A 22,240-nucleotide genomic window follows, 5' to 3' on the forward strand; every position below is an offset into this window, starting at 1 on the left:
GCGAGCGAGAGCGCCGATGCGCCGGGTCCTGCTGCCGCAGCATATTTCCGATCAGGTCGCGCCGCCCGGCGCCGCGATCCGGGACTTGCGCGGCCTGTCGATGGGCACCAGCTGGTCGGTGCGCTTGCTGGAACCCGCCATGCCGGGACGCGCGGGCAGCGCCGACCTGCAGCAGGGCTTGCAGCAGCAGCTGGATCTTGTTGTAGCGCAAATGAGCCACTGGGACGAGGACTCGGACCTGGGCCGCTTCAACCGGGCCGAGCCCGGCAGCTGGCACAGCCTGCCCGCCGCCTTTTGCGAGGTGCTGGGCTTTGCCATGCACGTGTCGCAGGCGTCCGGCGGCGCGTATGACCCGTGCGCCGGTACCCTCGTCAACCTGTGGGGCTTCGGCCCCCGCAAGCGCTACGATGAGCCCGGCTTCCTGCCGCCGAAAGACGATACCGTGGCGCTGCTGCTGGCGCAGCGCCAGCGCCGCCGCCTGGAACTGGACTTGCCGGCCCGCCGCGCGCGCCAGCCGGGCGGCTTGCAGCTGGATTTGTCCGCCGTGGCCAAGGGCTATGGCGTGGACCGCCTGGCCCGCTACCTGGACAGCCAGGGCATCCACCATTACCTGGTCGAAGTGGGCGGCGAGCTGCGCGGCGCCGGCAGCAAGCCCGACGGCCAGCCGTGGTGGGTGATGCTGGAGCAGGTCGATGGCGTTGCCGATAATGCGCAGCATCCGCCGGAAATGCTGCTGGCGCTGCACGGCTTGTCCGTGGCGACATCGGGCGATTACCGGCGTTTCTTCGAGGATGGCACGGTGCGTTTCTCGCACACCATCGATCCGCGCAGCGGCATGCCGATTGCAAATCAACTCGCTTCCGTCACCGTCGTGCACACCGAATGCATGGCGGCCGATGCCTGGTCGACGGCCTTGACGGTGCTGGGCCCGGAAGCCGGCATGGCGCTGGCCGACGAGCAGGGCCTGGCCGCGCGCTTCCTGCAGCGCGACGGCGATGGCTACCATGAAACGCTGAGCAGCCACATGCTGGCCATGCTCGACGAATGAACGATTGATTCCATGATTTTTACGCACGATACGACGCGGCTGGCCTTGCTGGCCGCCCTGTCCCTCAGTTATGCGGGCGTGTGCCTGGCTCCCTGGCTGCGCGCGCGCGCCAGGCGCCGCGCGTCCGACGCCGCGAAGGCGGCGCTGGCCAACAGTCCCGCCTGGCTGGTGGCGTATGCGAGCCAGACGGGCAATGCCGAGGAACTGGCCACGCAAACGGCGCAGAGCCTGCAACTGGCCGGCATTCCCGTGCGCCTGTGCGCGCTGGCCGACCTCACGGCCATGGATCTGCAACAAGCGGAACGGGCCTTGTTTTTGGTCAGCACGTATGGCGAAGGCGATGCGCCCGACAATGCGGCCGCCTTCATGGGCCGTTTGATGACGGGAGAGCTGGCGCTGCCGCAATTGCACTACGCCGTGCTGGCCCTGGGCGACCGCAGCTATGGCCAGTTCTGCGGCTTCGGCCGCGCGCTCGATGCCTGGCTGGCGGAGCAGGGCGCCTCGCGCCTGTTCGAGCGCATCGAAGTCGACCGCAGCGCCAGCGCCACCATCGAGCAATGGTTCCAGCACCTGAGCCACCTGGCCGGCACCAGCGACGCGCCCGACTGGAGCGCGCCCGCATTCGGCGACTGGCGCCTGATGCGTCGGCAGTTGCTCAATCCCGGCAGCGCCGGCGGCCCCATCTATCACGTGGAACTGGCGCCCTTGGCGGGCAGCCTGCCTGACTGGCAGTCGGGCGACCTGGTGCAGGTGGCCGCGCCGCTTGATCCTGCGCAACCGCGCGAATATTCGATCGCCTCGATTCCGCACGACGGCGGCGTGCACTTGCTGGTGCGCCAGCATGCGCATCCCGACGGCAGCCTGGGCCTGGCCTCGGGCTGGCTGACGGCGCAGGCCGCTGTCGGTGACGTGGTGCAACTGCGCTTGCGCCAGCACCGGCGTTTCCGCCTGGAAGACAATGCCCAGCGTCCCCTGATTTTAATTGGCAACGGCAGCGGCATCGCCGGCTTGCGCGGCCATTTGAAAAGCCGCGTGCTGGCAGGGCAGCGGCGCAATTGGCTGATCTTTGGCGAACGCAATGCGGCCCATGATTTCCATTATCGCGAGGAAATTGAGCACTGGCATGCCAGCGGCGACTTGCCGCGCCTGGACCTGGCGTTTTCGCGCGACCAGGCGGAGCGGACCTACGTGCAGGACCGCTTGCGCGGCAATGCCGATGAAGTCAAATTGTGGCTGCAGCAGGGCGCGGCCATCTATATTTGCGGCAGCCTGGCCGGCATGGCGGGCGGCGTCGACCAGGCCCTGCAGGAGATGCTGGGACGGCCCGCGCTCGACGCGCTGGCAGCGGAAGGGCGCTACCGGCGCGACGTCTACTGAGTTGTTGACGCCGCCAGCGCGTTCGCGCACACACGGCTATCATGATTGTTTGATCCGCCGAGGAGACACATCATGAGCGACAGTATTTACGACATTCCCTTGCGCCGCATCAATGGCGAACCCACCAGCCTGGATGCCTATCGCGGCAAGGTCGTGCTGGTGGTCAATGTCGCCTCCGCCTGCGGCTTGACGCCGCAATACGAAGGACTGGAAAAGCTCTACGCCGACAAGCAGGCCGAGGGCCTGGTGGTGGCCGGTTTTCCCGCGAATGAATTTGGCGCGCAGGAACCGGGCAGCAATGCCGAGATCGCCGACTTTTGCCGCGGCACCTTTGGCGTGCAATTTCCCATGTTTGAAAAGATCGTCGTCAAGGGGCCGGGCCAGCATCCGCTGTACCAGCGCCTGGTGCAGGAGCAGCCGCGGGCGCAGGAAAAGCCGGGCAGCGATTTCCGCGCCAAGCTGGCCGGCTACGGCATCACGCAGGAGCAGCCGAGCGACGTGCTGTGGAATTTCGAGAAGTTTTTGATCAGCAAGGACGGCAAGGTGGTGGGGCGTTTCGCGCCCGACACCACGGTCGATGATGCGCTCTTGCGCGAAGCGATCGCGCGCGAGTTGCAGGCCTAAGTTTAGGCCCGGCTTAGTCGGCGGCGTCCAGCGCGGCCGGCTCCATCTCGCCACTGACTTCCTGCAAGCCCCGTGCCAGGCTGGAGATGCTGGGGTTGTCGATGAAGACGCAGCGCTTGCCCGTGCGCTTGCAATAATCCTTCACGCGCCAGTAGGCGCTGTGGCTGATGCAGCCCGTCTGGCAAATCACCAGGTCGGCCGCCGCCAGGCTCGAATCGAGCAGGTTGGCATTGTCTTCCAGGCCGCCGTCGTGGTGGGCGAATTGCGCGCCGACCCGCTCGATCAGGGCGCGGTAGGTGGCGACATTGCCGCTGCGCCCGCCCACGCACAGCACGCTTTGATCGACGAGGCGGATCGGCATTTTCAGCTTGCCGCCCGTGGGCACTTCCAGCTTCGGCGCCGGTGGCGGCACGGCCGCGGTCGGACGTGGCTGGGCTTGCTTCAAATCCGCGATTTGCTGGCGCAATTCCTTTTCGCGCTCATCCATTTGCGCCAGGCGTTCGACCAGGCGCGTGCGCGATTCCAGCGCCGGGATGGCCGCCTGCAATTGCGCCAGTTCCGCGCGCAAACCGTCGATCACGCTGTCCTTGCCGATCGCTTCGGCACGCGTGCGCAGCAGCACGGCTTCCTGGCGTTCCAGTTCGCCCGTTTTTTCCATCAGTGCGGCCTGGCTGCGCTGCTGCAGCTTGGCCAGTTCGTGCGTCAGGCGCGCATTTTCTTCCTGCAAGGCCGTAAACTTGCCCATGTCGGCGCGCACGCAGGCGCCGGCCTGGTGCTGGATCATGTGCAAGTCTCTGCACATCTGCTCTTCCAGCTCGGCGTCGCAGCGCGGGTGCGTCAGGCCGGCCCAGAAAGCGCCCGACACGTCGCCGTTGGCGACGGCCGTGCGCCACAGCTCGGCCACTTGCTCCGTCGTCTTGGCGCCGCGAAAGCGCAGGATCACGGGGGCGTAGCGGCGTTCGAGTTCCTTTTGCAGCGCTTCGGACAGGCGGTTGCGCGCGCCGCACTCCGTCACGGCGCCCACGTGCACTTCGTAATCGTCGGCCAGCACGCGCCCGCCCGTCATCTTGCCCACCAGCTTGCGCAGGTATCCCAGGGGCAAGCCCACGCCGACCAGCGGGCAATGACAGGTATGCGACAGTTCCCACAGGCGGCGGCGGCGGGAAGCGAGCGCGGCCGGTTCGGCCCCGCCGCTGGAACAATTGCTGATGACGGGCAGGGACTGGTCTTTGTCACACATGGCGATATCCTGTTGGGCGATGGGGGATGGAAAAGAAATTATTGCGGCAGGGGCGAGGCGGGGCGCTTGGCGCTCAGCATGCGTGCCAGGCGCTCAAGCCAGCTGGTGCTGGGCGGCGCGGGCCGGTGCAGCGCCACGAGGGCAGCCCATTGCTGCGACAGTTGCTGGCAGGTCGCTTGCAGCACGGGGCCCAGGCCGGGCGAGTTTGACAGCACTTGCAGATGGCGTTCGATGACACCCGCCAGTTTCTCGCAGGGACTGCCCGCATGGTAGTGCGACATCAGGTGCAGCACGGCCGACAGCAGCAATTCAGGCTGTTGGCCTTGCGGAGGAGGAAACATCGGGGAAGGTCGGTCGTTCGCCATCAAACACTCCTGTGCGGTGGTTTGGCTGGCTGCGCGCACGGGGCGCGACTGGCTGGCGAGTGTGGTGACTGGCTGCCGTGCTGCTTCAGGCAGTCAGGATCAGCTTGTTCAATTGGGTGACGCGCAGGCGATAGATCTTGCCGCTGTGCTCAATCTCCACTTCGCGGCCCTGCTGCAGCAGCGCTTCGCTGGTGATGCGGCGCGCCGGCTGGGCCATGCTGACGGGAGGACGGACGTGGGCGGTAGCGGCATCCTGGATCAAGGCTGGTTTTGAGCTTTGCATGTTGGGCTTTCTTTGTCTCAGTTGAGAATGATTCGTATTTGCATTATTGTTGAATGTGGCCCGAAAAGCAAGGCTTATTTGTGCGGAATCCGCGCTTTTTTACGGTGGGACGGCAGCGTGGGAGAGAGTGCTGCGCAAAGGCGGCCGCTGGCGCGGCGCGGAAGGGGGCGGCAGCAAAAAAGACCCGGCAAGGCAGTGCGCCTTGGCCGGGTCAAGCCTGTGCCAAGCTTGAGGAAATCGGGATGGGGCTAGATGGTGGCCAGCAATTGCGCCGAGGCGCTGGCGGCCGCGGTGGTGTCGGCCTTGAGCTTGGCGGCGGCCAGCTGCTTGGCGCGCGAACGCGACGGCGGCAGGCGGCGCAGGGTTTTCAGGGCGTCCGGATCCTTGATGCCGATGGTGCGCTGGTCAACCGTGATCAGGCCGATTTCATTGAAGGCGGACAAGGTGCGGCTGACCGTTTCCAGGGTCAGGCCCAGGTAGCTGCCGATTTCGTGGCGCGTCATGCGCAGGTTGAACAGCTTGCTCGAATAGCCCATCTGCGCAAAGCGGTCGGCCAGCGAGACGAGGAAGCGCGCCACGCGGGCTTCGGCGCTGAGGGCGCCCAGCATGCCGATCATGGCTTGCTCGCGCACCAGTTCGCGGCTCATCACGCCGTACATGACATTTTCCAGTTCCAGGTGGACACGACCCAGCGCCGTGAGTTTCTTGAACGGCAGCAGGATCAGGTCGCAGTCGGACAGGGCCACCGCTTCCGAGGAATAGTGGCGCGAATGGATGCCGTCGACGCCCAGCATGTCGCCCTTCATGGGAAAGCTGAGCACCTGCTCATTGCCGAATTCATCGATGAGCACGGTTTTCAGGAAGCCCGAATTGACGATGTACAGGGTGTCGAACGGCTGGCCGATCGTGTGCACGCGCTGGCCCGTCTTGAATTGCACGTGCTGGAACAGCAGTTCGTCGGCGGCGATGGTGCAGGCGCTGGAGATATGCAGCAGGTCGCACACCTCCTTCAGGTTCGACCAGAGCCGGCCCTGGCGCTGGCGTCCCGCTTCCATCGGAGCGGAGGGGGCCAGCGATGGTGAGGCGGCGCGGGTGTCGGGCATTTGCGTGGACAGCATGTTCATCTCCTGGTGACAGGTAGTTCAGAGTTGAATGACGGGGTGCACGGGACGGCGGGCAGGCGTGGGCCGGCGGCGCGCGTTCGGGCAGGTAATGCTCAATTCGCTGAAGACTTGCTGTGTGATGAAATAACTTTCCAGCAACTTGATTACTGGTTTCAGTATGCCAACAAGCGTATGCAATTAATATCAGCAGTGGCTGAATATGGCAGTAGGAGCTGTGGTAGATGAAGTAGGATTGTTCCTACAGTCGACGCGCGGGCGCGCGTCGCCGTATTCAGGTCTTGAAGGGGGAGAGCAGGCGGTGCGCCACGGCATACTGGACCATTTCAGACAGCGAACTCATGCCCATCTTTTGCATGATGCGCGTCTTGTGCGTACTCACCGTCTTGACGCTCAGATGCAGGTTGTTGGCAATTTCCGTGATCGACTTGCCTGCCACCAGCAGGGAAAAGACTTCGAATTCGCGGTCCGACAACTGTTTATGCAGCAAGCTTTCATTCGGCATCATGATGTTGAGCACGAGCTGCTCCGCCACCTCGGCGCTGATGTAGGGACGACCCGACGCCACCTTGTGGATGGCGCCCACGAGCTGGGTGCCCGCGCTTTCCTTGGTCAGATAGCCTTGCGCGCCGGCGCGGATGGCGCGCACCGCATACTGCTCTTCCTCGTGCATGGTGAGGATCAGGATGGACAGCTTGGGCGCCTCGCTGCGGATTTGCCGGATCAGGTCGACGCCGCTGCGGCCCGGCATCGACAGGTCGAGCAGCAACAGGTCGAAGCCGCCCTGGCGCACATGGTTGAGTACTTCAAAACCGTCGATGGCTTCACCCACGATGTCGATATCCGGCGCGCCGTCAAGGATGCGCTTCAATCCTTCACGCATGATGGTGTGGTCGTCGGCAATCACAATACGTATCATAGGCGGGCAATCTGGTGGCGTGTAATCTGCTCTGTCCGTCACCGGACAATCAAATGTTGAGAAACGAGAAACGTTGTCATTTTAACCGAAGCGGCCGCACTGTGCCTTTTCTTGCGATGTGCCGGTGCGGCGGCCCCCGTGGCCATGTGACCCCTTATTTTGTCGGGGGTTCCTTGATCAGCCTGTGTACCAGCACGGGCAATTTCGAGTGCGACAGCACCTTGTTGGTCACGCTGCCCAGCAGCAACTGACCCCAGCCGCTGCGGCCATGCGAACCCATGAAAATCAGGTCGCATTGCTGCAATTGCGCCACTTCCACGATTTTCAGGGCGGGGCTGTCGGAAAAGGCCGTCAATCCCGTCGCTTGCAAGCCCCGCTTGGCAGCCGCGTCGAGCACGGGTTGCCAGTGGTCGGCGCCCGCCTTGCGCATGGCGACGCGGTATTCCTCTTCGCTGGGATAGCTCGGCGGAATGATTTCGATGTACACCGGGTACTGGTACTCGGGCGCCACATACACGGCAAGGATGTCGGCGTGCATTTGTTCGGCAAAGGCAACGCCGGCACAGGCCGTCAAGTTGGAGACGGTTGAGCCGTCCGTGGCGATCAGAATTTTCTTATACATGGCAGGTCCTTTGGCAGTGACTCAGCGCGCGCAACGCCTCTTATTGTAGACGTGGCGGCAGCATTGTATTCATGTAAAGACTTGATAATTATCAATACTACTGCACCTTCAGTATAGACAACATTGGCAGAAAGATCGTGTTTAGCTGCGGCAGGGTCCGTCTGGCGCCGTTGCGCAGGCGCTTGAGGGCAGGATTTCTTGTGTCGCGCGTGGTCTTGCACGCACGCCAATGGTAGTATTTCAAAATACAACAGCAGGAACACTTATTTCCTGGCGGAAAAGCTCTTGCGGACCCGCTTTGCACCAGGAAGCGCGTTTTGAGATTTACCAACAGGGCGGCGCCCTGCTACACTCGCACCATCGCAGCGGTATTGCCTCAAATCATCTTAATCGAGAAATTGTGGGTATCAGTCTGTAAAACGCACAGTTCAGGCGGAATTTTGACAAATTATGGAGAAGCAGGGATATGACCAACGCCGCTGATGATTTCGATGCATTATTCGATGAAGTATCCGCGCAAAGCGCGGCCGCAGCCACGCCGGCGCCTGCCGCCGCGCCCGCTCCCGCCGTGATCGCGGATGACGATTTTGACGCGCTGTTCGACTCCGTGTCGGCCAGCGCCGCCATACCGGCAGCCGCAGCGGCGCCGGTGGCTGCCGCGCCAGCCGCAGCGGAAGCGGCCCCCGTGGCCGGCGCCGACGCGCCTGGCGAAGCGGCCGACCCGGTCGACCAGTCCGACAAGCCGATGTTCGAGCGCCTGGGCGGCATCGTGCGCCTGCTGCACGATTCGCTGCGCGAACTGGGCTACGACAAGGCGTTGACGGAAGCGTCGTCGCAGATCGTCGACGCCCAGGATCGCCTGGAATATGTCGCCACCCTGACGGAACAGGCCGCCAACAAGGTCTTGAACACGCTCGACGAAGGCATGCCGGCACAGGACGTGCTGTCGAAGAAGGCCAAGGACATGGACGGCCGCTGGACGGCGCTGTTCGACGGCAAGCTGAGCCTGGAAGAATTCAAGGCCCTGGCCGGCGATTCGCGCCAGTTCGCGCAAGCCGTTGCCGAAGCGACGGAAGCGGAAAAAGCCCGCTTGCTGGAAATCATGATGGCCCAGGACTTCCAGGACATCACGGGCCAGTTGATCAAAAAAGTGGTCAACATCACCAAGACGGTGGAAAACGAGCTGGCTCAGCTGCTGCGCGACAACGCGCCGGCCGAGGTGCGCGAAAAACTGGCGCAAAAGCCGGTGCCGCTGATGCAGGGCCCGTCCGTGCCGTCGGTGGCGCTGGACCAGGATAATGTAGACGACCTTCTTGCGGATTTGGGATTCTAATGGACGATATGCTCAAGGATTTCGTCGTTGAGGCGATGGATCTTGCGGTTAATGTTGAAGAGCACTTATTGCGCCTCGAGCGTGATCCTGACAACAAGGAAACACTGAATGCCGTGTTTCGTTCCTTCCACACCATCAAGGGTGGCGCCGGTTTCATGGGCCTGCCTGCGCTGGTGGCGGCCTGCCACCTGACGGAAAATCTGTTCGACGCCTTGCGCACGGGCGCCGCGCCCGTGACGCCGATCGCCATCGAGGCGGCGCTGCAAGCGTCCGGTTTCGTGGCCGACCAGCTGACGGAACTGGCGAACGGCGCCGCGCCGGAAAGCTTGCCGGCCATGCCGGAAGAGCTGGAACACATCCTGACGAACGCCATCGAAGGCAAGGGCATGGACGCGCCTGCGCCTGCCGCCGCCGTGGCGGCGGAAGCGGCCGCGCCCGTTGCCGAGGTCGCTGAAGTGCTTGCAGCCGCGCCTGCCGCTGTCGCGGTCACTGCCGGCGCCGATGGCCTGGACTGGGAAGGCATGTATAACGCCGTCGTGCCCGAGGGCAGCCGCGTGGCTGCCGCACCGGTGTCCGCCGTCGCCGCTGCGCCTGCCGTCGTGGCCGCCGCGCCTGCCGCTGCTGCCGCCGCCAAACCGGCCGCCAAGGCCTGGGATGGCGCCGAACGCCGCGAAGAGCGCCCGGAAGTGCGCCATGCCGCGCCCGTCAAGGAAGACAGCATCCGCGTCGACGCCGTCAAGCTCGACGCCTTGCTGGAAGTGGCCGGCGAATCCGTGCAGGCCGCCAACCAGGCTGCCGTGTTGCTCGAGCGCTTGCTGCAATTCAAATTCGAAGGCCAGGCCGCCACCTTGATGGCGACCCTGGCGGAAACCCTGGAACGCGCTTCGCGTTACTCGACGGAACTGCAGCGGGCCACCCTGGCCACGCGCATGCAGCCCGTCGGCCGCCTGTTCCAGAAATTCCCGCGCCTGGTGCGCGAACTGGCCAAGGATCTGGGCAAGGATGTCGAACTGACCATCGAAGGCGCGGAGACGGAAGTCGACCGCGTGGTGGTCGACAGCCTGTACGATCCGCTCGTGCACATGCTGCGCAACTCGCTCGACCATGGCGTCGAATCGCCGGAAGCGCGCCTGGCTGCCGGCAAGCCCGCCAAATCGTATATTTCACTGAAGGCATGGCAGGAAGCCAACAGTGTCATGATCGTGCTGCAGGATGACGGCAAGGGCATGGACCCGGCCTTCCTGCGCAGCAAGGCCCAGCAAAAGGGCTTGATCAGCGAAAACGCGCAGTTGAGCAACGACGAATGCTTCCAGCTGGTGTTCCTGCCGGGCTTCTCGACCAAGGAAGTGGCCTCCAGCGTCTCCGGGCGCGGCGTCGGCATGGACGTGGTGAAAACGGCCGTGGAGAAAAACCGCGGCGCCATCCACATCGAGTCGGCGCTGGGCAAGGGCACCAAATTTGCCATCCGCCTGCCGATCGAACTGTCGATCGTGCCGACCATGCTCGTGTCGACCTCGGGCGCCGCGCTGGCGCTGCCGATGGCCGTGGTGCAGCGCGTCGTCGAATTGCCGGAAACCTTCATGGAAGTGGGCGGCGCGCCCGTGCTGAAAGACCAGGGCCGTCCATTGCCCGTGCGGTCGCTGGCCGGTTCGCTGGGCTACGAGTCGTGCAGCGAGCGCGTCGGCATTGTTGTCGCTGCGCCACAGCCGTACATTCTCGCCGTGGAAGCCGTCGATGGCACGGCCGACCTCGTGATCAAGCCGATGACGGCCATCACCGTGGAAGGCATCACGGGCACGGCCCGCTCGGCCGAGGGCGAGCTGGTGCTAGTCGTGGGCCTATCTTTCCTGATGGATGGTTGCAGGGGAAGTGTGCGCATGGCTGCCTAACAACACAGGCCAGTTCACATCCAGCCCGCTGCAGACCTCTGCAGCGGGCTTTTTTTTCGGCTTTTTTCGATTTTTATTCGCCCCGCCGGCATTTTGGCGGATTTTCGTATCAGCAATTTTTTCGTCATATCCGCAAAGCGCGCCAAATTTTGTATCGCCCATCCCACGCTGGGGCGGCTTTTGGTTCTGCAATGCACAATATATGGCATAATCATTGCCGATCCCTCCGATCAGTAGACAGATCACTTAAACACAGGCTGTGGCAACGCTGCATAAATCATGATGAAGACGCTTTACGACAAACTTTGGGAATCCCACGTTGTTCGGGCCGAAGATGATGGCACGACAATTCTGTACATCGACCGGCACCTGCTGCACGAAGTCACCAGCCCGCAAGCCTTCGATGGTCTCAGCGTGGCGGGCCGCCAGCCGTGGCGCATTTCCGCCAACCTGGCCGTGGCCGACCATAACGTGCCCACCACCAGCCGGGTCGACGGCATTGCCGACCCGGTCTCGCGCCTGCAGGTGGAAACCCTGGACAAGAACGCCCGGCACTATGGCTTGACCTACTTCAACATGAACGACAAGCGTCAGGGTATCGTGCATGTGATCGGCCCCGAGCAGGGCGCGACCCTGCCCGGCATGACGGTCGTCTGCGGCGATTCGCACACGTCCACGCACGGCGCGTTCGGCGCGCTGGCGCACGGCATCGGCACGTCCGAAGTGGAACATGTGCTGGCCACGCAAACCTTGCTGCAAAAGAAATCCAAATCCATGCTGGTGCAGGTCGACGGCGCCTTGCCTGCCGGCGTGACGGCGAAAGATATCGTGCTGGCCATCATCGGCAAGATTGGCACGGCCGGCGGCACGGGTTACTGTATCGAGTTCGGCGGCTCGGCCATCCGCGCCCTGTCGATGGAAGGCCGCATGACGGTGTGCAACATGGCCATTGAGGCGGGCGCGCGCGCCGGCATCATCGGCGTGGACGACACCACCATCAATTACGTCAAGGGCCGCCCGTTTTCGCCGGCCGGTCCGCACTGGGAACGTGCCGTGGCCTATTGGCGCACCCTGCATTCGGACCCGGGCGCCCGCTTCGACCTCGTCGTCACCCTGAACGCGCAAGACATCGTGCCGCAAGTGACCTGGGGCACGTCGCCCGAGATGGTGATCGGCGTCGATGGCCGCGTACCGGACCCCGACCTGGAAAAAGACAGCGTCAAGCGCGATGCGATGGAAAAGGCGCTCGTCTACATGAACCTCAAGCCGAACACGGCCATCGAAGACATCCGCATCGACAAGGTCTTCATCGGTTCCTGCACCAATTCGCGCATCGAGGATTTGCGCGCGGCAGCGGCCGTGGTGCGCGGCAAGTACCGCGCCTCGAACGTCTCGCTGGCGCTGGTGGTGCCCGGTTCCGGCCTGGTCAAGGACCAGGCGGAGCGCGAGGGACTCGACCGCATCTTCAAGGATGCCGGTTTCGAGTGGCGCGAGCCGGGCTGCTCCATGTGCCTGGCCATGAATGCGGACCGCCTGGAACCGGGCGAACGCTGCGCGTCCACGTCGAACCGCAACTTCGAAGGCCGGCAAGGGCAGGGCGGGCGTACCCACCTGGTGTCGCCCGCGATGGCGGCCGCGGCAGGTATCGCCGGCCACTTTGTCGACGTGCGGGGCTTGCGATGAATTAAGGGAACTGCGTGGTAACGCAGCCAAATTCCGGGGTCAGACCCGCCGGGTCTGACCCCAGCTTTCAGCTGCTGGTTTACACTAGCGCCATTCATTTCCCTGAAACAAACGAGATCATCATGAAAAAACTCTTCGCCCTCCTCATCGCCACCGTCATCTTGTCTGGCTGCAACACCGTCTCCGGCATCGGCCGCGATGTGCAGAAAGTCGGCCAGGTTGTCACTGGCGCCGGCGGAAAATAAACCGCGACGTGCCGGCGCCCTGCGCCGCGCGTCTTACCGAGTAGAAACAGCATGGATAAATTTACGATTTACGAAGGCCTGGTCGCCCCGCTGGACCGTGCCAACGTCGACACCGACGCGATTATCCCGAAGCAATTCCTGAAATCGATCCACCGCAGCGGTTTCGGCCCGAACCTGTTCGACGAATGGCGCTACCTCGACCATGGCGAACCGGGCCAGGACAACAGCCGCCGCCCGCTGAACCGGGAGTTCGTGCTCAACGAGCCGCGCTACCAGGGTGCCTCGATCTTGCTGACGCGCAAGAATTTCGGCTGCGGTTCCTCGCGCGAACACGCGCCGTGGGCGCTCGATCAATATGGCTTCCGCGCCATCATCGCGCCCTCGTTCGCCGACATCTTCTTCAATAATTGCTACAAGAACGGCTTGCTGCCCATCGTGTTGTCGGAAAGCCAGGTCGAGCACCTGTTCAATGAAGTCAAGGCCTTCCCCGGCTTCAAGCTGGTGGTGGACCTGGAACAGCAATGCGTGCGCACCAGCAATGGTTCCGTATCGTATCCGTTCGAGATCGACGCCTTCCGCAAATATTGCCTGATGAATGGGCTCGACGATATCGGCCTGACCCTGCGCCACGCGGACGATATCCGCGCCTTCGAAGAGCGTCATTTGAACAATCAGCCTTGGCTCGCCAACGTCATCTAATCGATAAAAATATGAAAATTGCAATCTTACCCGGCGACGGCATCGGTCCTGAAATCGTCGCGCAAGCCGTCAAGGTCTTGAATGTGCTGGGCGAATCGTTCGAGCTGGAAAGCGCGCCCGTGGGCGGCGCCGGCTATGCGGCCCATGGCCACCCCTTGCCGGAAGGCACGCTGGCCCTGGCCAAGGCGGCCGATGCCGTGCTGTTCGGCGCCGTGGGCGACTACCAGTACGACAACCTGGAGCGCCAGTTCCGTCCCGAGCAGGCGATTTTGGGCCTGCGCAAGAACCTGGGCCTGTTCGCCAACCTGCGTCCGGCCATTCTGTACCCGGAACTGGCGGGCGCCTCGACCCTGAAACCGGAAGTGGTGTCCGGCCTGGACATTTTGATCATCCGCGAATTGACGGGCGACATTTATTTCGGCCAGCCCCGCGGCGTGCGCGAGTGCCCGGACGGCCCGTTCAAGGGTCAGCGCGAAGGCTTCGACACCATGCGCTATGCGGAAGGCGAAATCCGCCGCATCGCCCACGTGGCCTTCCAGGCCGCGCAAAAGCGCGACAAGCGCCTCACCAGCGTGGACAAGGCGAACGTGCTGGAAACCTTCCAGTTCTGGAAAGACATCGTCATCGACGTGCACAAGGAATACCCGGATGTTGCGCTCGATCATATGTATGTCGATAACGCGGCCATGCAGCTGGTGCGGGCGCCGAAGAAATTCGACGTCATGGTGACCGGCAACATGTTCGGCGACATTCTGTCGGACGCGGCCGCCATGCTGACGGGTTCGATCGGCATGCTGCCGTCGGCCTCGCTGGACGCCAACAACAAGGGCTTGTACGAGCCATCGCACGGTTCGGCGCCCGATATCGCGGGCAAGGGCATCGCCAATCCGCTGGCGACGATCTTGTCGGCCGCCATGATGCTGCGCTATTCGCTCAACCGCGAAGAGCAGGCAAACCGCATCGAAACGGCCGTGAAGCAGGTGCTGGCGCAGGGCTTGCGCACGGCCGACATCCATGAAGCGGGCACGACTTTGGTCGGTACCGAGGCCATGGGTGATGCAGTTGTAAAAGCACTGGGATAAAATAGTCTAATGACGGCAGTCGCCGTCTCATCTTGAGGAATGGTAATGAAATTAGTTGGCTTGGTAGGTTGGCGCGGTATGGTCGGTTCGGTCCTGATGCAGCGCATGCAGGAAGAGGGCGATTTCGCCCACATCGAACCGGTGTTTTTCACCACCTCGAACACGGGCGGCGCGGCGCCGGCCATGGCGAAGAATGAAACCATCCTCAAGGATGCCAACAACATCGCCGAACTGTCCAAGTGCGACATCATCATTTCCTGCCAGGGCGGCGACTACACGAGCGCCGTCTTCCCGCAGCTGCGCGCAGCGGGCTGGAATGGCTACTGGATCGATGCGGCCTCGACCTTGCGCATGGAAAAGGACGCCGTCATCGTGCTCGACCCCGTCAACCTGCACGTCATCAAGGATGCGCTGGGCAAGGGCGTCAAGAACTACATCGGCGGCAATTGCACCGTGTCGTGCATGATGATGGGCCTGGGCGGCCTGTTCCAGCACGACCTGATCGACTGGATGACGTCGATGACCTACCAGGCGGCATCGGGCGGCGGCGCGCAGCACATGCGCGAACTGCTGACGCAATTCGGCACCATCAACGGTTCCGTCAAGGCGCTGCTGGACAACCCGGCTTCCGCCATCCTGGAAATCGACCGCCAGGTGCTGGCCACCCAGCACGGCTATTCCCCGGATGAAATCAAGCAATTCGGCGCGCCGCTGGCCGGCAACCTGATCCCGTGGATCGACAAGGACCTGGGCAACGGCCAGTCGAAGGAAGAGTGGAAGGCCGGCGCGGAAACGAACAAGATCCTGGGCCGCGGCATCGATTTCGGCACGAAGGAAATCCCGGTCGACGGCCTGTGCGTGCGCATCGGCGCCATGCGCTGCCATTCGCAAGCCTTGACCATCAAGCTGAAGAAAGACGTGCCGCTCGATGAAATCAACGACATCATCGCCAGCAATAATCAATGGGTCAAGCTGGTCCCGAACACGCGCGAAGCGTCCGTGCGCGACCTGTCGCCGGCCGCCGTCACGGGCAGCCTGACGATTCCCGTCGGCCGCGTGCGCAAGATGAGCATGGGCGGCGAATACCTGTCCGCGTTCACCGTGGGCGACCAATTGCTGTGGGGCGCGGCCGAGCCGCTGCGCCGCATGCTGCGTATTTTGTTGGACGCATAACGGCAATTAATTGCTGATCCAGATCAAGCCGGGGCTGTTTTCCCGGCTTTTTTTTCGCCCTGAGCCCGTCAAGGCTCAACCATGCGGAGCTTGCATAGCTCTGGGCATGATGATATGTTGATACCTCTGGAAAAGTAACAGTTTTCCCATGTCAACTAAGATGCCGCCAACTATGCCTGTACACACTCGTCCCCGGGTCGCCTCCCTTGCCATTAAAACACTCAGCGGCGCTGTCGCCTGTGCGGTGTTATTGTCACCGGCGGTATCCGCAGCCGAGCTGGGCAAGATCACGGTGCTGTCCGCCGCCGGCCAGCCGCTGCGCGCCGAGGTCGAATTATCGGCCGTCAAGCCAGGCGAGGCTTCGAGCCTGCTGGCCAAGCTGGCGCCGCCGGACGCCTACCGCCAGGCCAACGTGGAATTCAATCCCGCCCTGAACGCCTTGACGTTTGCCGTGGAAAACCGCAACGGCAAGTCCTTCATCCGCATCAGCTCGGCGCAACCGGTGGCCGAACCCATGGTCGACCTGCTGCTGGAGCTGAGCAGCAAGAGCGGCCGCCAGGTGCGCGAATATGCGTTCGTGCTCGACACGCCCGAAGCGCGCCAGACGCGCGGCGCGCAAGTGACGGCGCCAGTCGAGCCTGGCAAGGCCAAGCCGGCCGCCGCCGATGCTGCGCCACCAGCCGCGAAAAAGGCGGCAGGCGAATACAAGGTCAAGGCGGGCGACACCCTGAGCCGCATCGCCAGCGAACTGAAGCCATCGGGCGTGTCGCTCGACATGATGCTCGTCGCCCTGTACCGCGCCAATCCCGACGCCTTCAAGGGCGAGAACATGAACCGCATGCAGGCCGGGCGCATCCTGGCCGTGCCGGGTGCGGACACCGTGCGCGCCACCGGCGCGGCTGAAGCGAAGGGCATCGTGACGGCGCACGCCATCGATTTCGACGCCTACCGCAACAAGCTGGCAGGCCAGGTGTCGCAAAGCAAGCCGGCCAAGGCCGCGCAAGCGACGCAAAGCACGGCCGGCAAGATCGGCCCGACCAAGGTGCAGGAAAAACCGACGGCCGTGAGCGAGTCGCAAGACAAGCTGAAACTGTCGAAAGCGGAGCCGGCAGCCAAGTCGGCCGGCAAGAGCGCCGTCGCCAGCGAAGAAGACAAGATCGCCAAGGCGAAGCAGGTCGATGAAGCAGCCGCCCGCGTCAAGGAACTGGAAAAGAACGTCAGCGACCTGGAAAAGTTGATGGCGGTCAAGAGTAAGGCCATGGCCGACAAGAGCGCCCCAGCGCCCGCCAAGCCGGCCGAGGCCGCTGCCAGCGCAGCGGTAAACGCATCGGCCAGCGCCGTTGCCAGCGCCGTCGCCAGCGCACCTGCCGAAGCCCAGCCGCCCGTGCCGAAGGCGAAACCGGTGCCGCTGGTGAAAAAGCCATCGCCGCTGGAACCGACCTTCGCCGACAAGATCAGCGACCACCTGGGCGCCATCGGCATCGGCCTGGCCGCGCTGCTGGCCGCCGTGGCCGCGCTGGTGATCGCGCGCCGCCGCAAGGAGACGCCGCCGCCCGCCGAAGAGATCGCCCCCGTGTTCGAGCCGGAAGCGCCAGTGGCGCCGCCGGCCGGCCTGGCGCCGGAAGATCAGCAATCCGAAGCGAGCAACCACCTGTTCGGCACGGGCGCCGCCGCTGCCGGCGTGGCCGCCGCAGCGGGCGCCAGCATGCTCGACGCGAATGAAACGGACCCCGTCGCCGAAGCGGACGTGTATATCGCCTACGGCCGCGATGGCCAGGCGGAAGATATCCTCAAGGAAGCCTTGCGCATCCACCCCGAGCGCCATGCCGCCCGCTTGAAGTTGCTGGAAATCTATTCGGCCCGCAACGACGTGCGCGCGTTTGAAGACCAGGCCAGCGAGCTGTACAGCCTGACGCGTGGCCAGGGCGAAGAGTGGCCGCAGGCGGCCGCGCTGGGTCTGGCGCTCGACCCTTCCAATCCCCTGTATGGCGATACGGAAGACGACGCCGTCGTCAGCCTGAGCAAGGCTGCCGGCGACGACTTGCATGGCCAGAGCATGGATCTGCCGGACGATTTGTCTACTCCTGCGCCGCTGGCCGACCTGGCGCCGGCCGAACCGGTGTCCTCCGTGGCGGCCCGCGATGCGCGCGATCCGCTCGATTTCGACCTCGACAGCCTCGATTTCGAACCCGTTTCCACCAGCGACCCGATCGTCATGCCGGGGCCGGACAGCAAGCCTGTTTCTGCCGCGCAGGATGCGCACGATGTGCACTATGACGCCAGCATGGATTTCGGCCTGGACCTGGAGCCGCCAGCCGGTCCCGTGAACGGCGTGGGCGCCGGCTTGACGCCGTTGCCGGATCCGTTGAAGGATGTCGACCTGGCCCATTTCGACCTTGACGAGCCTGTCGCGCCCGCTGCCGCGCCGGTGGTGGCGGCCGAGCCTTCCATCGACAGCCTGTTTGACGATGCGCAAACGCCCGCCACCTTGCCGGAAGCCATACCGCCGGCGCAGGAATTCGACCTGTCCGGCATCGACCTGGACCTCAACGATGGCAAGACGGCCAGCGTGGGCGTGGACGACCCGTTGTCGGCCATCCACATGGAAATGGATACCAAGCTGGACCTGGCGATCGCTTACCAGGAAATCGGCGACAAGGAAGGCGCGCGCGAGCTGATCGATGAGGTCATCAAGGGTGGCAGCGAAGAGCAGGTGAAGAAAGCTAACACGATGCGCGCCCTGCTCAGTTAGCAATACCCGCCGGCGCGGCAGGCTGCTGCGCCGGTATAATGCTTCGATGCAAAATATTACGACAGCAACGCCATTGAAGCGTATCGTCCTCGGCCTGCAGTACGACGGCACGGCCTGGCACGGATACCAGAAGCAGGAAGACGGGCAGACGGTGCAGGACCAGCTGGAAAACGCGCTGGAACAGTTTGCCCGTGTGCGCCTGGCCACCACCTGCGCCGGCCGCACGGATACGGGCGTGCATGCGCTCGAGCAAGTCGTGCATTTCGATACGGAATTGAACCGCGACGTGCACTCGTGGGTGCGCGGCGTCAACGCCTTCCTGCCGAAATCCATCGCCGTGCGCTGGGCCAAGGAACTCGAAGGCGATCCGACGGTCAATGACTTCTTCCACGCCCGTTTCAGCGCGCGCGCGCGTACCTATCATTATGTGTTGTATAACAACGCTACCCGTTCGCCGCTGGTGGAAGGGCGTGCCGGTTTCTTTTTCCGTCCGCTGGACGTGGAACTGATGCGGCAAGCCGTGCAGCCGCTGCTGGGCTGGCACGATTTCACGGCCTTCCGTGCCGCGCAATGCCAGGCCAAGTCGCCTGTCAAGCTGATGCATGACATCCGCATCGAGCGGCGCGGCGATTGCGTGATTTTTACGATTACGGCCAATGCCTTCCTGCACCACATGGTGCGCAACCTGGTCGGTTCGCTCGTCTACATCGGCACGGGACGCGAAAAACCGGACTGGCTCGGGCACTTGCTTGAAAGCCGTGACCGTCATGCGGCAGCGCCCACGTTCATGCCGGACGGCTTGTACCTGGCGCAGATCGATTACGATCCGAAATGGGCCTTGCCGCAAGACAGCAGCAGCGCCTTGCCCTGGTTTTGATCTGCATCAATAAAGGATAACCATGCCTCGCACACGCATCAAGATCTGCGGCCTGACCCGCGCCGAAGACATCCAGGCCGTCGTGGCGGCGGGTGCCGACGCCATCGGCTTCGTGTTTTATCCGAAAAGCCCCCGTTACGTCACGCCGCAGCAGGCGGCCAGCCTGATCGCCGCCATGCCGCCGTACGTGACGACAGTGGGCCTGTTCGTCAATGCCACGCTGGAAGAAGTGCAGGCAACAAAGGCCGTGGCGCCATTGTCTCTGCTGCAATTTCATGGCGACGAGACGCCCGAACACAGCGCCGCGCTCGCTGGCGCCGTGAATACGCCGTTTACGCAAGTGTTCCGCGTCAAACCCGACACCTCCTTTGAAGATTTGCTAGAATACGAACAGCGCTATCGCGCCGCCAGTCCCTTGTTTTCGAGTCTCTTGCTCGATACCTATGTGGATGCCTACGGTGGTGCAGGAAAGGTATTTGATTGGTCCCTCATTCCAAAAGAACTCGCGCCTCGGGTCGTTTTAAGTGGTGGCTTGAGCGTACAAAACGCGACTGACGCAGTGGTGCGCGTGCGCCCTTACGCCGTCGACATCAGCAGTGGTGTCGAAGCGTCCAAGGGCATCAAGGACGCGTCCCGTGTCCGCGCGTTTATCGCCGCGGTGCAGGATGCCGATGCCATCATTGCCAGAGGAAACAACCATGAATGACCACACCACCGCGCCCGGCGCAGCCGCCGCATTGTTCCACGCCACCGATTACCCGTTTCCCGACCTGCGCGGCCACTTCGGCCCGTACGGCGGTTCCTTCGTTGCCGAAACGCTCACGCATGCGCTGGCGGAACTGAAGGAAGCGTATGCACGCTACAGCGTCGATCCGGAATTCCTCGAAGAATTCCGCTACGAGCTCAAGCATTTCGTCGGCCGTCCGTCGCCGATCTACCACGCCAAGCGCTGGTCCGAACTGGCGGGTGGCGCGCAAATCTATTTCAAGCGCGAAGACTTGAACCACACGGGCGCGCACAAGATCAATAACGTCATCGGCCAGGCCCTGCTGGCCAAGCGCATGGGCAAGCCGCGCATCATCGCCGAGACGGGCGCCGGCCAGCATGGCGTGGCCACGGCCACCATCTGCGCCCGCTTCGGCCTCGAATGCGTGGTCTACATGGGCAGCGAAGACGTCAAGCGCCAGGCGCAGAACGTGTACCGCATGAAATTGCTGGGCGCCACCGTCGTGCCCGTCGAATCCGGCTCCAAGACCCTCAAGGATGCGCTGAACGAAGCCATGCGCGACTGGGTCACGAATATCGAAAACACTTTTTATATCATCGGCACCGTGGCCGGCCCCCATCCATATCCGATGATGGTGCGCGACTTCCAGTCCGTGATCGGCGAGGAATGCCTGGTGCAGATGCCGGAAATGACGGGCCGCCAGCCCGACTACGTGCTGGCCTGCATCGGCGGCGGCTCGAACGCCATGGGTATCTTTTACCCGTATATCGACCAGAAAGACGTCAAGCTGATCGGCGTGGAAGCGGCCGGCGAAGGCCTGGACACGGGCAAGCACTCGGCCTCGCTGACAGCCGGTTTTCCGGGCGTGCTGCACGGCAACCGCACCTATCTGCTGCAGGATGAAAACGGCCAGATCATCGAGACGCATTCCGTCTCGGCCGGCCTCGACTATCCCGGCGTAGGTCCGGAACATGCATGGTTGAAAGATTCTGGCCGCGCGCAGTATGTCTCGATCACGGATGAGGAAGCGCTGCAGGCGTTCCACGACTGCTGCCATATCGAAGGCATCATCCCGGCCCTGGAATCGTCGCATGCGCTGGCCTACGCGGCCAAGCTGGCGGCCACCTTGCCGAAAGATGAAATTGTACTGGCCAACCTGTCGGGCCGCGGCGACAAGGACATGCATACCGTGGCGGAACGCATGGGACTCAATTTCAGCTAAACAGCTGAAAAATCCCGCGCAGGTCGGATGAGCGCACAGCGCGCCATCCGACATCTCTCACCGATAACACGAAAGCTCGCCATGTCCCGTATCTCCGCCACTTTTGCCAACTTAAAATCCAACAACAAGACCGCCCTGGTCACCTTCATCACCGCCGGCGACCCCGGCCCCGACGCCACCGTGCCCCTGATGCACGCGCTCGTCGAGGGCGGCGCCGACGTGCTGGAACTGGGCGTGCCATTTTCCGACCCCATGGCCGAAGGCCCCGTCATCCAGCGCGCCTGCGAGCGGGCCTTGAAATTCAATGTCGGCATCCACGACGTGTTCGGCTATGTGCGCCAATTCCGCGAAACGAACCAGACGACGCCCGTGGTGCTGATGGGCTACGCGAATCCCATCGAGCGCATCGGCAGCGCCGCATTTATTGATGCAGCGCAAGCGTCCGGCGCGGATGGCGCCATCGTCGTCGACTATCCGCCGGAAGAGTGCGAGGAATTCGCGGCCGCCATGCGCGCGGCGGGCCTGGACCTGATCTTCCTGCTGGCGCCCACCTCGACCGAAGAGCGCATCGCGCAAGTGGCCAAGGTTGGCGGCGGCTTCAGCTATTATGTGTCGCTGAAAGGCGTCACGGGTGCCGGCAACATTGATACGGAACAGGTGGCAGAGCGCCTCGCGGCCATCCGCCAGCATGTAAAATTGCCTATCGGCGTGGGCTTCGGCATCCGCGATGGGGCCACGGCCAAGGCCGTCGCCAAGGTGGCCGACGCCGTCGTGATCGGCAGCCGCATCATCCAGGAGATTGAAAATGCCCCGGAAGGCGGCGCCGTCGACGCCGTGCGCAGCTTTACGGCAGGCATCCGCGCCGCACTGGACGCCTGAGCAAGCTTGCCGTTTACGCAATATGCGTTGGCGGCAAAGTTCGACAGCCCGGCGATAAACGGCTACACTTCGGCCACTGA

General features: G+C 63.4%; 21 protein-coding genes. 15 read left to right on the forward strand and 6 right to left on the reverse strand.

Annotated elements, in window-relative coordinates:
* Positions 1–16 precede the first annotated feature (16 nt).
* The 3 genes from CLU94_RS20510 to CLU94_RS20520 all read left to right on the forward strand — a co-directional run bounded on the left by CLU94_RS20510 (position 17) and on the right by CLU94_RS20520 (position 3,049).
* Positions 17–1,048, forward strand: coding sequence for an FAD:protein FMN transferase (locus tag CLU94_RS20510; RefSeq protein WP_099666982.1), 1,032 nt, complete (start codon positions 17–19; stop codon positions 1,046–1,048).
* Positions 1,049–1,060: 12 nt separating this feature from the next.
* Positions 1,061–2,425: a sulfite reductase subunit alpha gene (locus CLU94_RS20515; RefSeq protein WP_099666983.1), complete on the forward strand. Its 1,365-nt coding sequence runs from the start codon at positions 1,061–1,063 to the stop codon at positions 2,423–2,425.
* Between the two features lie 72 nt (positions 2,426–2,497).
* Entirely contained in the window at positions 2,498–3,049 is a 552-nt protein-coding gene (locus CLU94_RS20520; protein WP_099666984.1) for a glutathione peroxidase, read from the forward strand.
* A gap of 13 nt (positions 3,050–3,062) precedes the next feature.
* On the opposite strand, the gene CLU94_RS20525 is transcribed toward CLU94_RS20520, so the two are convergent.
* The 6 genes from CLU94_RS20525 to CLU94_RS20550 form a co-directional block, all read right to left on the reverse strand.
* Positions 3,063–4,289 carry a DUF2325 domain-containing protein gene (locus CLU94_RS20525; RefSeq protein WP_099666985.1) on the reverse strand — a complete coding sequence of 409 codons (1,227 nt, stop codon included), beginning with the start codon at positions 4,287–4,289 and terminating at the stop codon, positions 3,063–3,065.
* Positions 4,290–4,327: 38 nt separating this feature from the next.
* Positions 4,328–4,654: a hypothetical protein gene (locus CLU94_RS20530; protein ID WP_099666986.1), complete on the reverse strand. Its 327-nt coding sequence runs from the start codon at positions 4,652–4,654 to the stop codon at positions 4,328–4,330.
* An 85-nt stretch (positions 4,655–4,739) separates the two neighbouring features.
* On the reverse strand, positions 4,740–4,937 hold the full coding sequence (gene hemP / locus CLU94_RS20535; RefSeq protein WP_034750559.1) for a hemin uptake protein HemP: 198 nt from the start codon (positions 4,935–4,937) through the stop codon (positions 4,740–4,742).
* Between the two features lie 248 nt (positions 4,938–5,185).
* Positions 5,186–5,992: a Crp/Fnr family transcriptional regulator gene (locus CLU94_RS20540; protein ID WP_035821063.1), complete on the reverse strand. Its 807-nt coding sequence runs from the start codon at positions 5,990–5,992 to the stop codon at positions 5,186–5,188.
* A 340-nt stretch (positions 5,993–6,332) separates the two neighbouring features.
* Positions 6,333–6,977, reverse strand: coding sequence for a response regulator (locus CLU94_RS20545; protein WP_034783426.1), 645 nt, complete (start codon positions 6,975–6,977; stop codon positions 6,333–6,335).
* 154 nt (positions 6,978–7,131) lie between these two features.
* Positions 7,132–7,599, reverse strand: coding sequence for a universal stress protein (locus tag CLU94_RS20550; protein WP_099666987.1), 468 nt, complete (start codon positions 7,597–7,599; stop codon positions 7,132–7,134).
* A gap of 466 nt (positions 7,600–8,065) precedes the next feature.
* Here CLU94_RS20550 and CLU94_RS20555 point away from each other — a divergent pair, with 466 nt between their 5' ends.
* The 12 genes from CLU94_RS20555 to trpA all read left to right on the forward strand — a co-directional run bounded on the left by CLU94_RS20555 (position 8,066) and on the right by trpA (position 22,160).
* On the forward strand, positions 8,066–8,932 hold the full coding sequence (locus CLU94_RS20555; protein ID WP_099666988.1) for a protein phosphatase CheZ: 867 nt from the start codon (positions 8,066–8,068) through the stop codon (positions 8,930–8,932).
* Positions 8,932–10,821: a chemotaxis protein CheA gene (locus CLU94_RS20560; protein ID WP_099666989.1), complete on the forward strand. Its 1,890-nt coding sequence runs from the start codon at positions 8,932–8,934 to the stop codon at positions 10,819–10,821. The genes CLU94_RS20555 and CLU94_RS20560 overlap by 1 nt, the downstream gene beginning before the upstream one ends.
* A 279-nt stretch (positions 10,822–11,100) precedes the next feature.
* Positions 11,101–12,504, forward strand: a complete 1,404-nt coding sequence (leuC, locus tag CLU94_RS20565) for a 3-isopropylmalate dehydratase large subunit (protein WP_099666990.1) — start codon at positions 11,101–11,103, stop codon at positions 12,502–12,504.
* A gap of 122 nt (positions 12,505–12,626) precedes the next feature.
* Positions 12,627–12,749, forward strand: a complete 123-nt coding sequence (locus tag CLU94_RS20570) for a lipoprotein (protein ID WP_010400408.1) — start codon at positions 12,627–12,629, stop codon at positions 12,747–12,749.
* A 51-nt stretch (positions 12,750–12,800) separates the two neighbouring features.
* Positions 12,801–13,448: a 3-isopropylmalate dehydratase small subunit gene (leuD, locus tag CLU94_RS20575; RefSeq protein ID WP_099666991.1), complete on the forward strand. Its 648-nt coding sequence runs from the start codon at positions 12,801–12,803 to the stop codon at positions 13,446–13,448.
* 11 nt (positions 13,449–13,459) lie between these two features.
* Entirely contained in the window at positions 13,460–14,530 is a 1,071-nt protein-coding gene (leuB, locus tag CLU94_RS20580; protein WP_099666992.1) for a 3-isopropylmalate dehydrogenase, read from the forward strand.
* A 45-nt stretch (positions 14,531–14,575) separates the two neighbouring features.
* The gene (asd, locus tag CLU94_RS20585; protein ID WP_099666993.1) at positions 14,576–15,703 is read left to right on the forward strand and encodes an aspartate-semialdehyde dehydrogenase; all 1,128 of its coding nucleotides are present in this window, start codon (positions 14,576–14,578) and stop codon (positions 15,701–15,703) included.
* A 250-nt stretch (positions 15,704–15,953) separates the two neighbouring features.
* A complete protein-coding gene (locus tag CLU94_RS20590; protein WP_441326507.1) occupies positions 15,954–18,455 on the forward strand; it encodes a FimV/HubP family polar landmark protein in 2,502 nt (833 codons plus the stop codon).
* 73 nt (positions 18,456–18,528) lie between these two features.
* Positions 18,529–19,332 (forward strand): tRNA pseudouridine(38-40) synthase TruA, encoded by an 804-nt coding sequence (gene truA, locus CLU94_RS20595; RefSeq protein WP_099666995.1) that lies wholly within the window; start codon positions 18,529–18,531, stop codon positions 19,330–19,332.
* A gap of 22 nt (positions 19,333–19,354) precedes the next feature.
* Positions 19,355–20,038: a phosphoribosylanthranilate isomerase gene (locus CLU94_RS20600; RefSeq protein ID WP_099666996.1), complete on the forward strand. Its 684-nt coding sequence runs from the start codon at positions 19,355–19,357 to the stop codon at positions 20,036–20,038.
* Positions 20,031–21,281, forward strand: a complete 1,251-nt coding sequence (gene trpB / locus CLU94_RS20605; RefSeq protein WP_099666997.1) for a tryptophan synthase subunit beta — start codon at positions 20,031–20,033, stop codon at positions 21,279–21,281. Before CLU94_RS20600 ends, trpB begins: the two co-directional genes overlap by 8 nt.
* 81 nt (positions 21,282–21,362) lie before the next feature.
* Positions 21,363–22,160 carry a tryptophan synthase subunit alpha gene (gene trpA, locus CLU94_RS20610; RefSeq protein ID WP_099666998.1) on the forward strand — a complete coding sequence of 266 codons (798 nt, stop codon included), beginning with the start codon at positions 21,363–21,365 and terminating at the stop codon, positions 22,158–22,160.
* The last annotated feature ends 80 nt before the right edge of the window (positions 22,161–22,240 follow it).

It is taken from the genome of Janthinobacterium sp. 13, from assembly GCF_002749695.1.
Classification (GTDB): Bacteria; Pseudomonadota; Gammaproteobacteria; order Burkholderiales; family Burkholderiaceae_D; genus Janthinobacterium; species Janthinobacterium kumbetense.

What these genes read in the sequence shown, in the direction of transcription:
- CLU94_RS20510 (WP_099666982.1), top strand. Translation starts at nt 17, where the DNA reads ATGCGCCGGGTCCTGCTGCCGCAGCATATTTCCGATCAGGTCGCGCCG.
- CLU94_RS20515 (WP_099666983.1), top strand. Translation starts at nt 1,061, where the DNA reads ATGATTTTTACGCACGATACGACGCGGCTGGCCTTGCTGGCCGCCCTG.
- CLU94_RS20520 (WP_099666984.1), top strand. Translation starts at nt 2,498, where the DNA reads ATGAGCGACAGTATTTACGACATTCCCTTGCGCCGCATCAATGGCGAA.
- CLU94_RS20525 (WP_099666985.1), bottom strand. Translation starts at nt 4,289, where the DNA reads ATGTGTGACAAAGACCAGTCCCTGCCCGTCATCAGCAATTGTTCCAGC.
- CLU94_RS20530 (WP_099666986.1), bottom strand. Translation starts at nt 4,654, where the DNA reads ATGGCGAACGACCGACCTTCCCCGATGTTTCCTCCTCCGCAAGGCCAA.
- hemP (WP_034750559.1), bottom strand. Translation starts at nt 4,937, where the DNA reads ATGCAAAGCTCAAAACCAGCCTTGATCCAGGATGCCGCTACCGCCCAC.
- CLU94_RS20540 (WP_035821063.1), bottom strand. Translation starts at nt 5,992, where the DNA reads ATGGAAGCGGGACGCCAGCGCCAGGGCCGGCTCTGGTCGAACCTGAAG.
- CLU94_RS20545 (WP_034783426.1), bottom strand. Translation starts at nt 6,977, where the DNA reads ATGATACGTATTGTGATTGCCGACGACCACACCATCATGCGTGAAGGA.
- CLU94_RS20550 (WP_099666987.1), bottom strand. Translation starts at nt 7,599, where the DNA reads ATGTATAAGAAAATTCTGATCGCCACGGACGGCTCAACCGTCTCCAAC.
- CLU94_RS20555 (WP_099666988.1), top strand. Translation starts at nt 8,066, where the DNA reads ATGACCAACGCCGCTGATGATTTCGATGCATTATTCGATGAAGTATCC.
- CLU94_RS20560 (WP_099666989.1), top strand. Translation starts at nt 8,932, where the DNA reads ATGGACGATATGCTCAAGGATTTCGTCGTTGAGGCGATGGATCTTGCG.
- leuC (WP_099666990.1), top strand. Translation starts at nt 11,101, where the DNA reads ATGATGAAGACGCTTTACGACAAACTTTGGGAATCCCACGTTGTTCGG.
- CLU94_RS20570 (WP_010400408.1), top strand. Translation starts at nt 12,627, where the DNA reads ATGAAAAAACTCTTCGCCCTCCTCATCGCCACCGTCATCTTGTCTGGC.
- leuD (WP_099666991.1), top strand. Translation starts at nt 12,801, where the DNA reads ATGGATAAATTTACGATTTACGAAGGCCTGGTCGCCCCGCTGGACCGT.
- leuB (WP_099666992.1), top strand. Translation starts at nt 13,460, where the DNA reads ATGAAAATTGCAATCTTACCCGGCGACGGCATCGGTCCTGAAATCGTC.
- asd (WP_099666993.1), top strand. Translation starts at nt 14,576, where the DNA reads ATGAAATTAGTTGGCTTGGTAGGTTGGCGCGGTATGGTCGGTTCGGTC.
- CLU94_RS20600 (WP_099666996.1), top strand. Translation starts at nt 19,355, where the DNA reads ATGCCTCGCACACGCATCAAGATCTGCGGCCTGACCCGCGCCGAAGAC.
- trpB (WP_099666997.1), top strand. Translation starts at nt 20,031, where the DNA reads ATGAATGACCACACCACCGCGCCCGGCGCAGCCGCCGCATTGTTCCAC.
- trpA (WP_099666998.1), top strand. Translation starts at nt 21,363, where the DNA reads ATGTCCCGTATCTCCGCCACTTTTGCCAACTTAAAATCCAACAACAAG.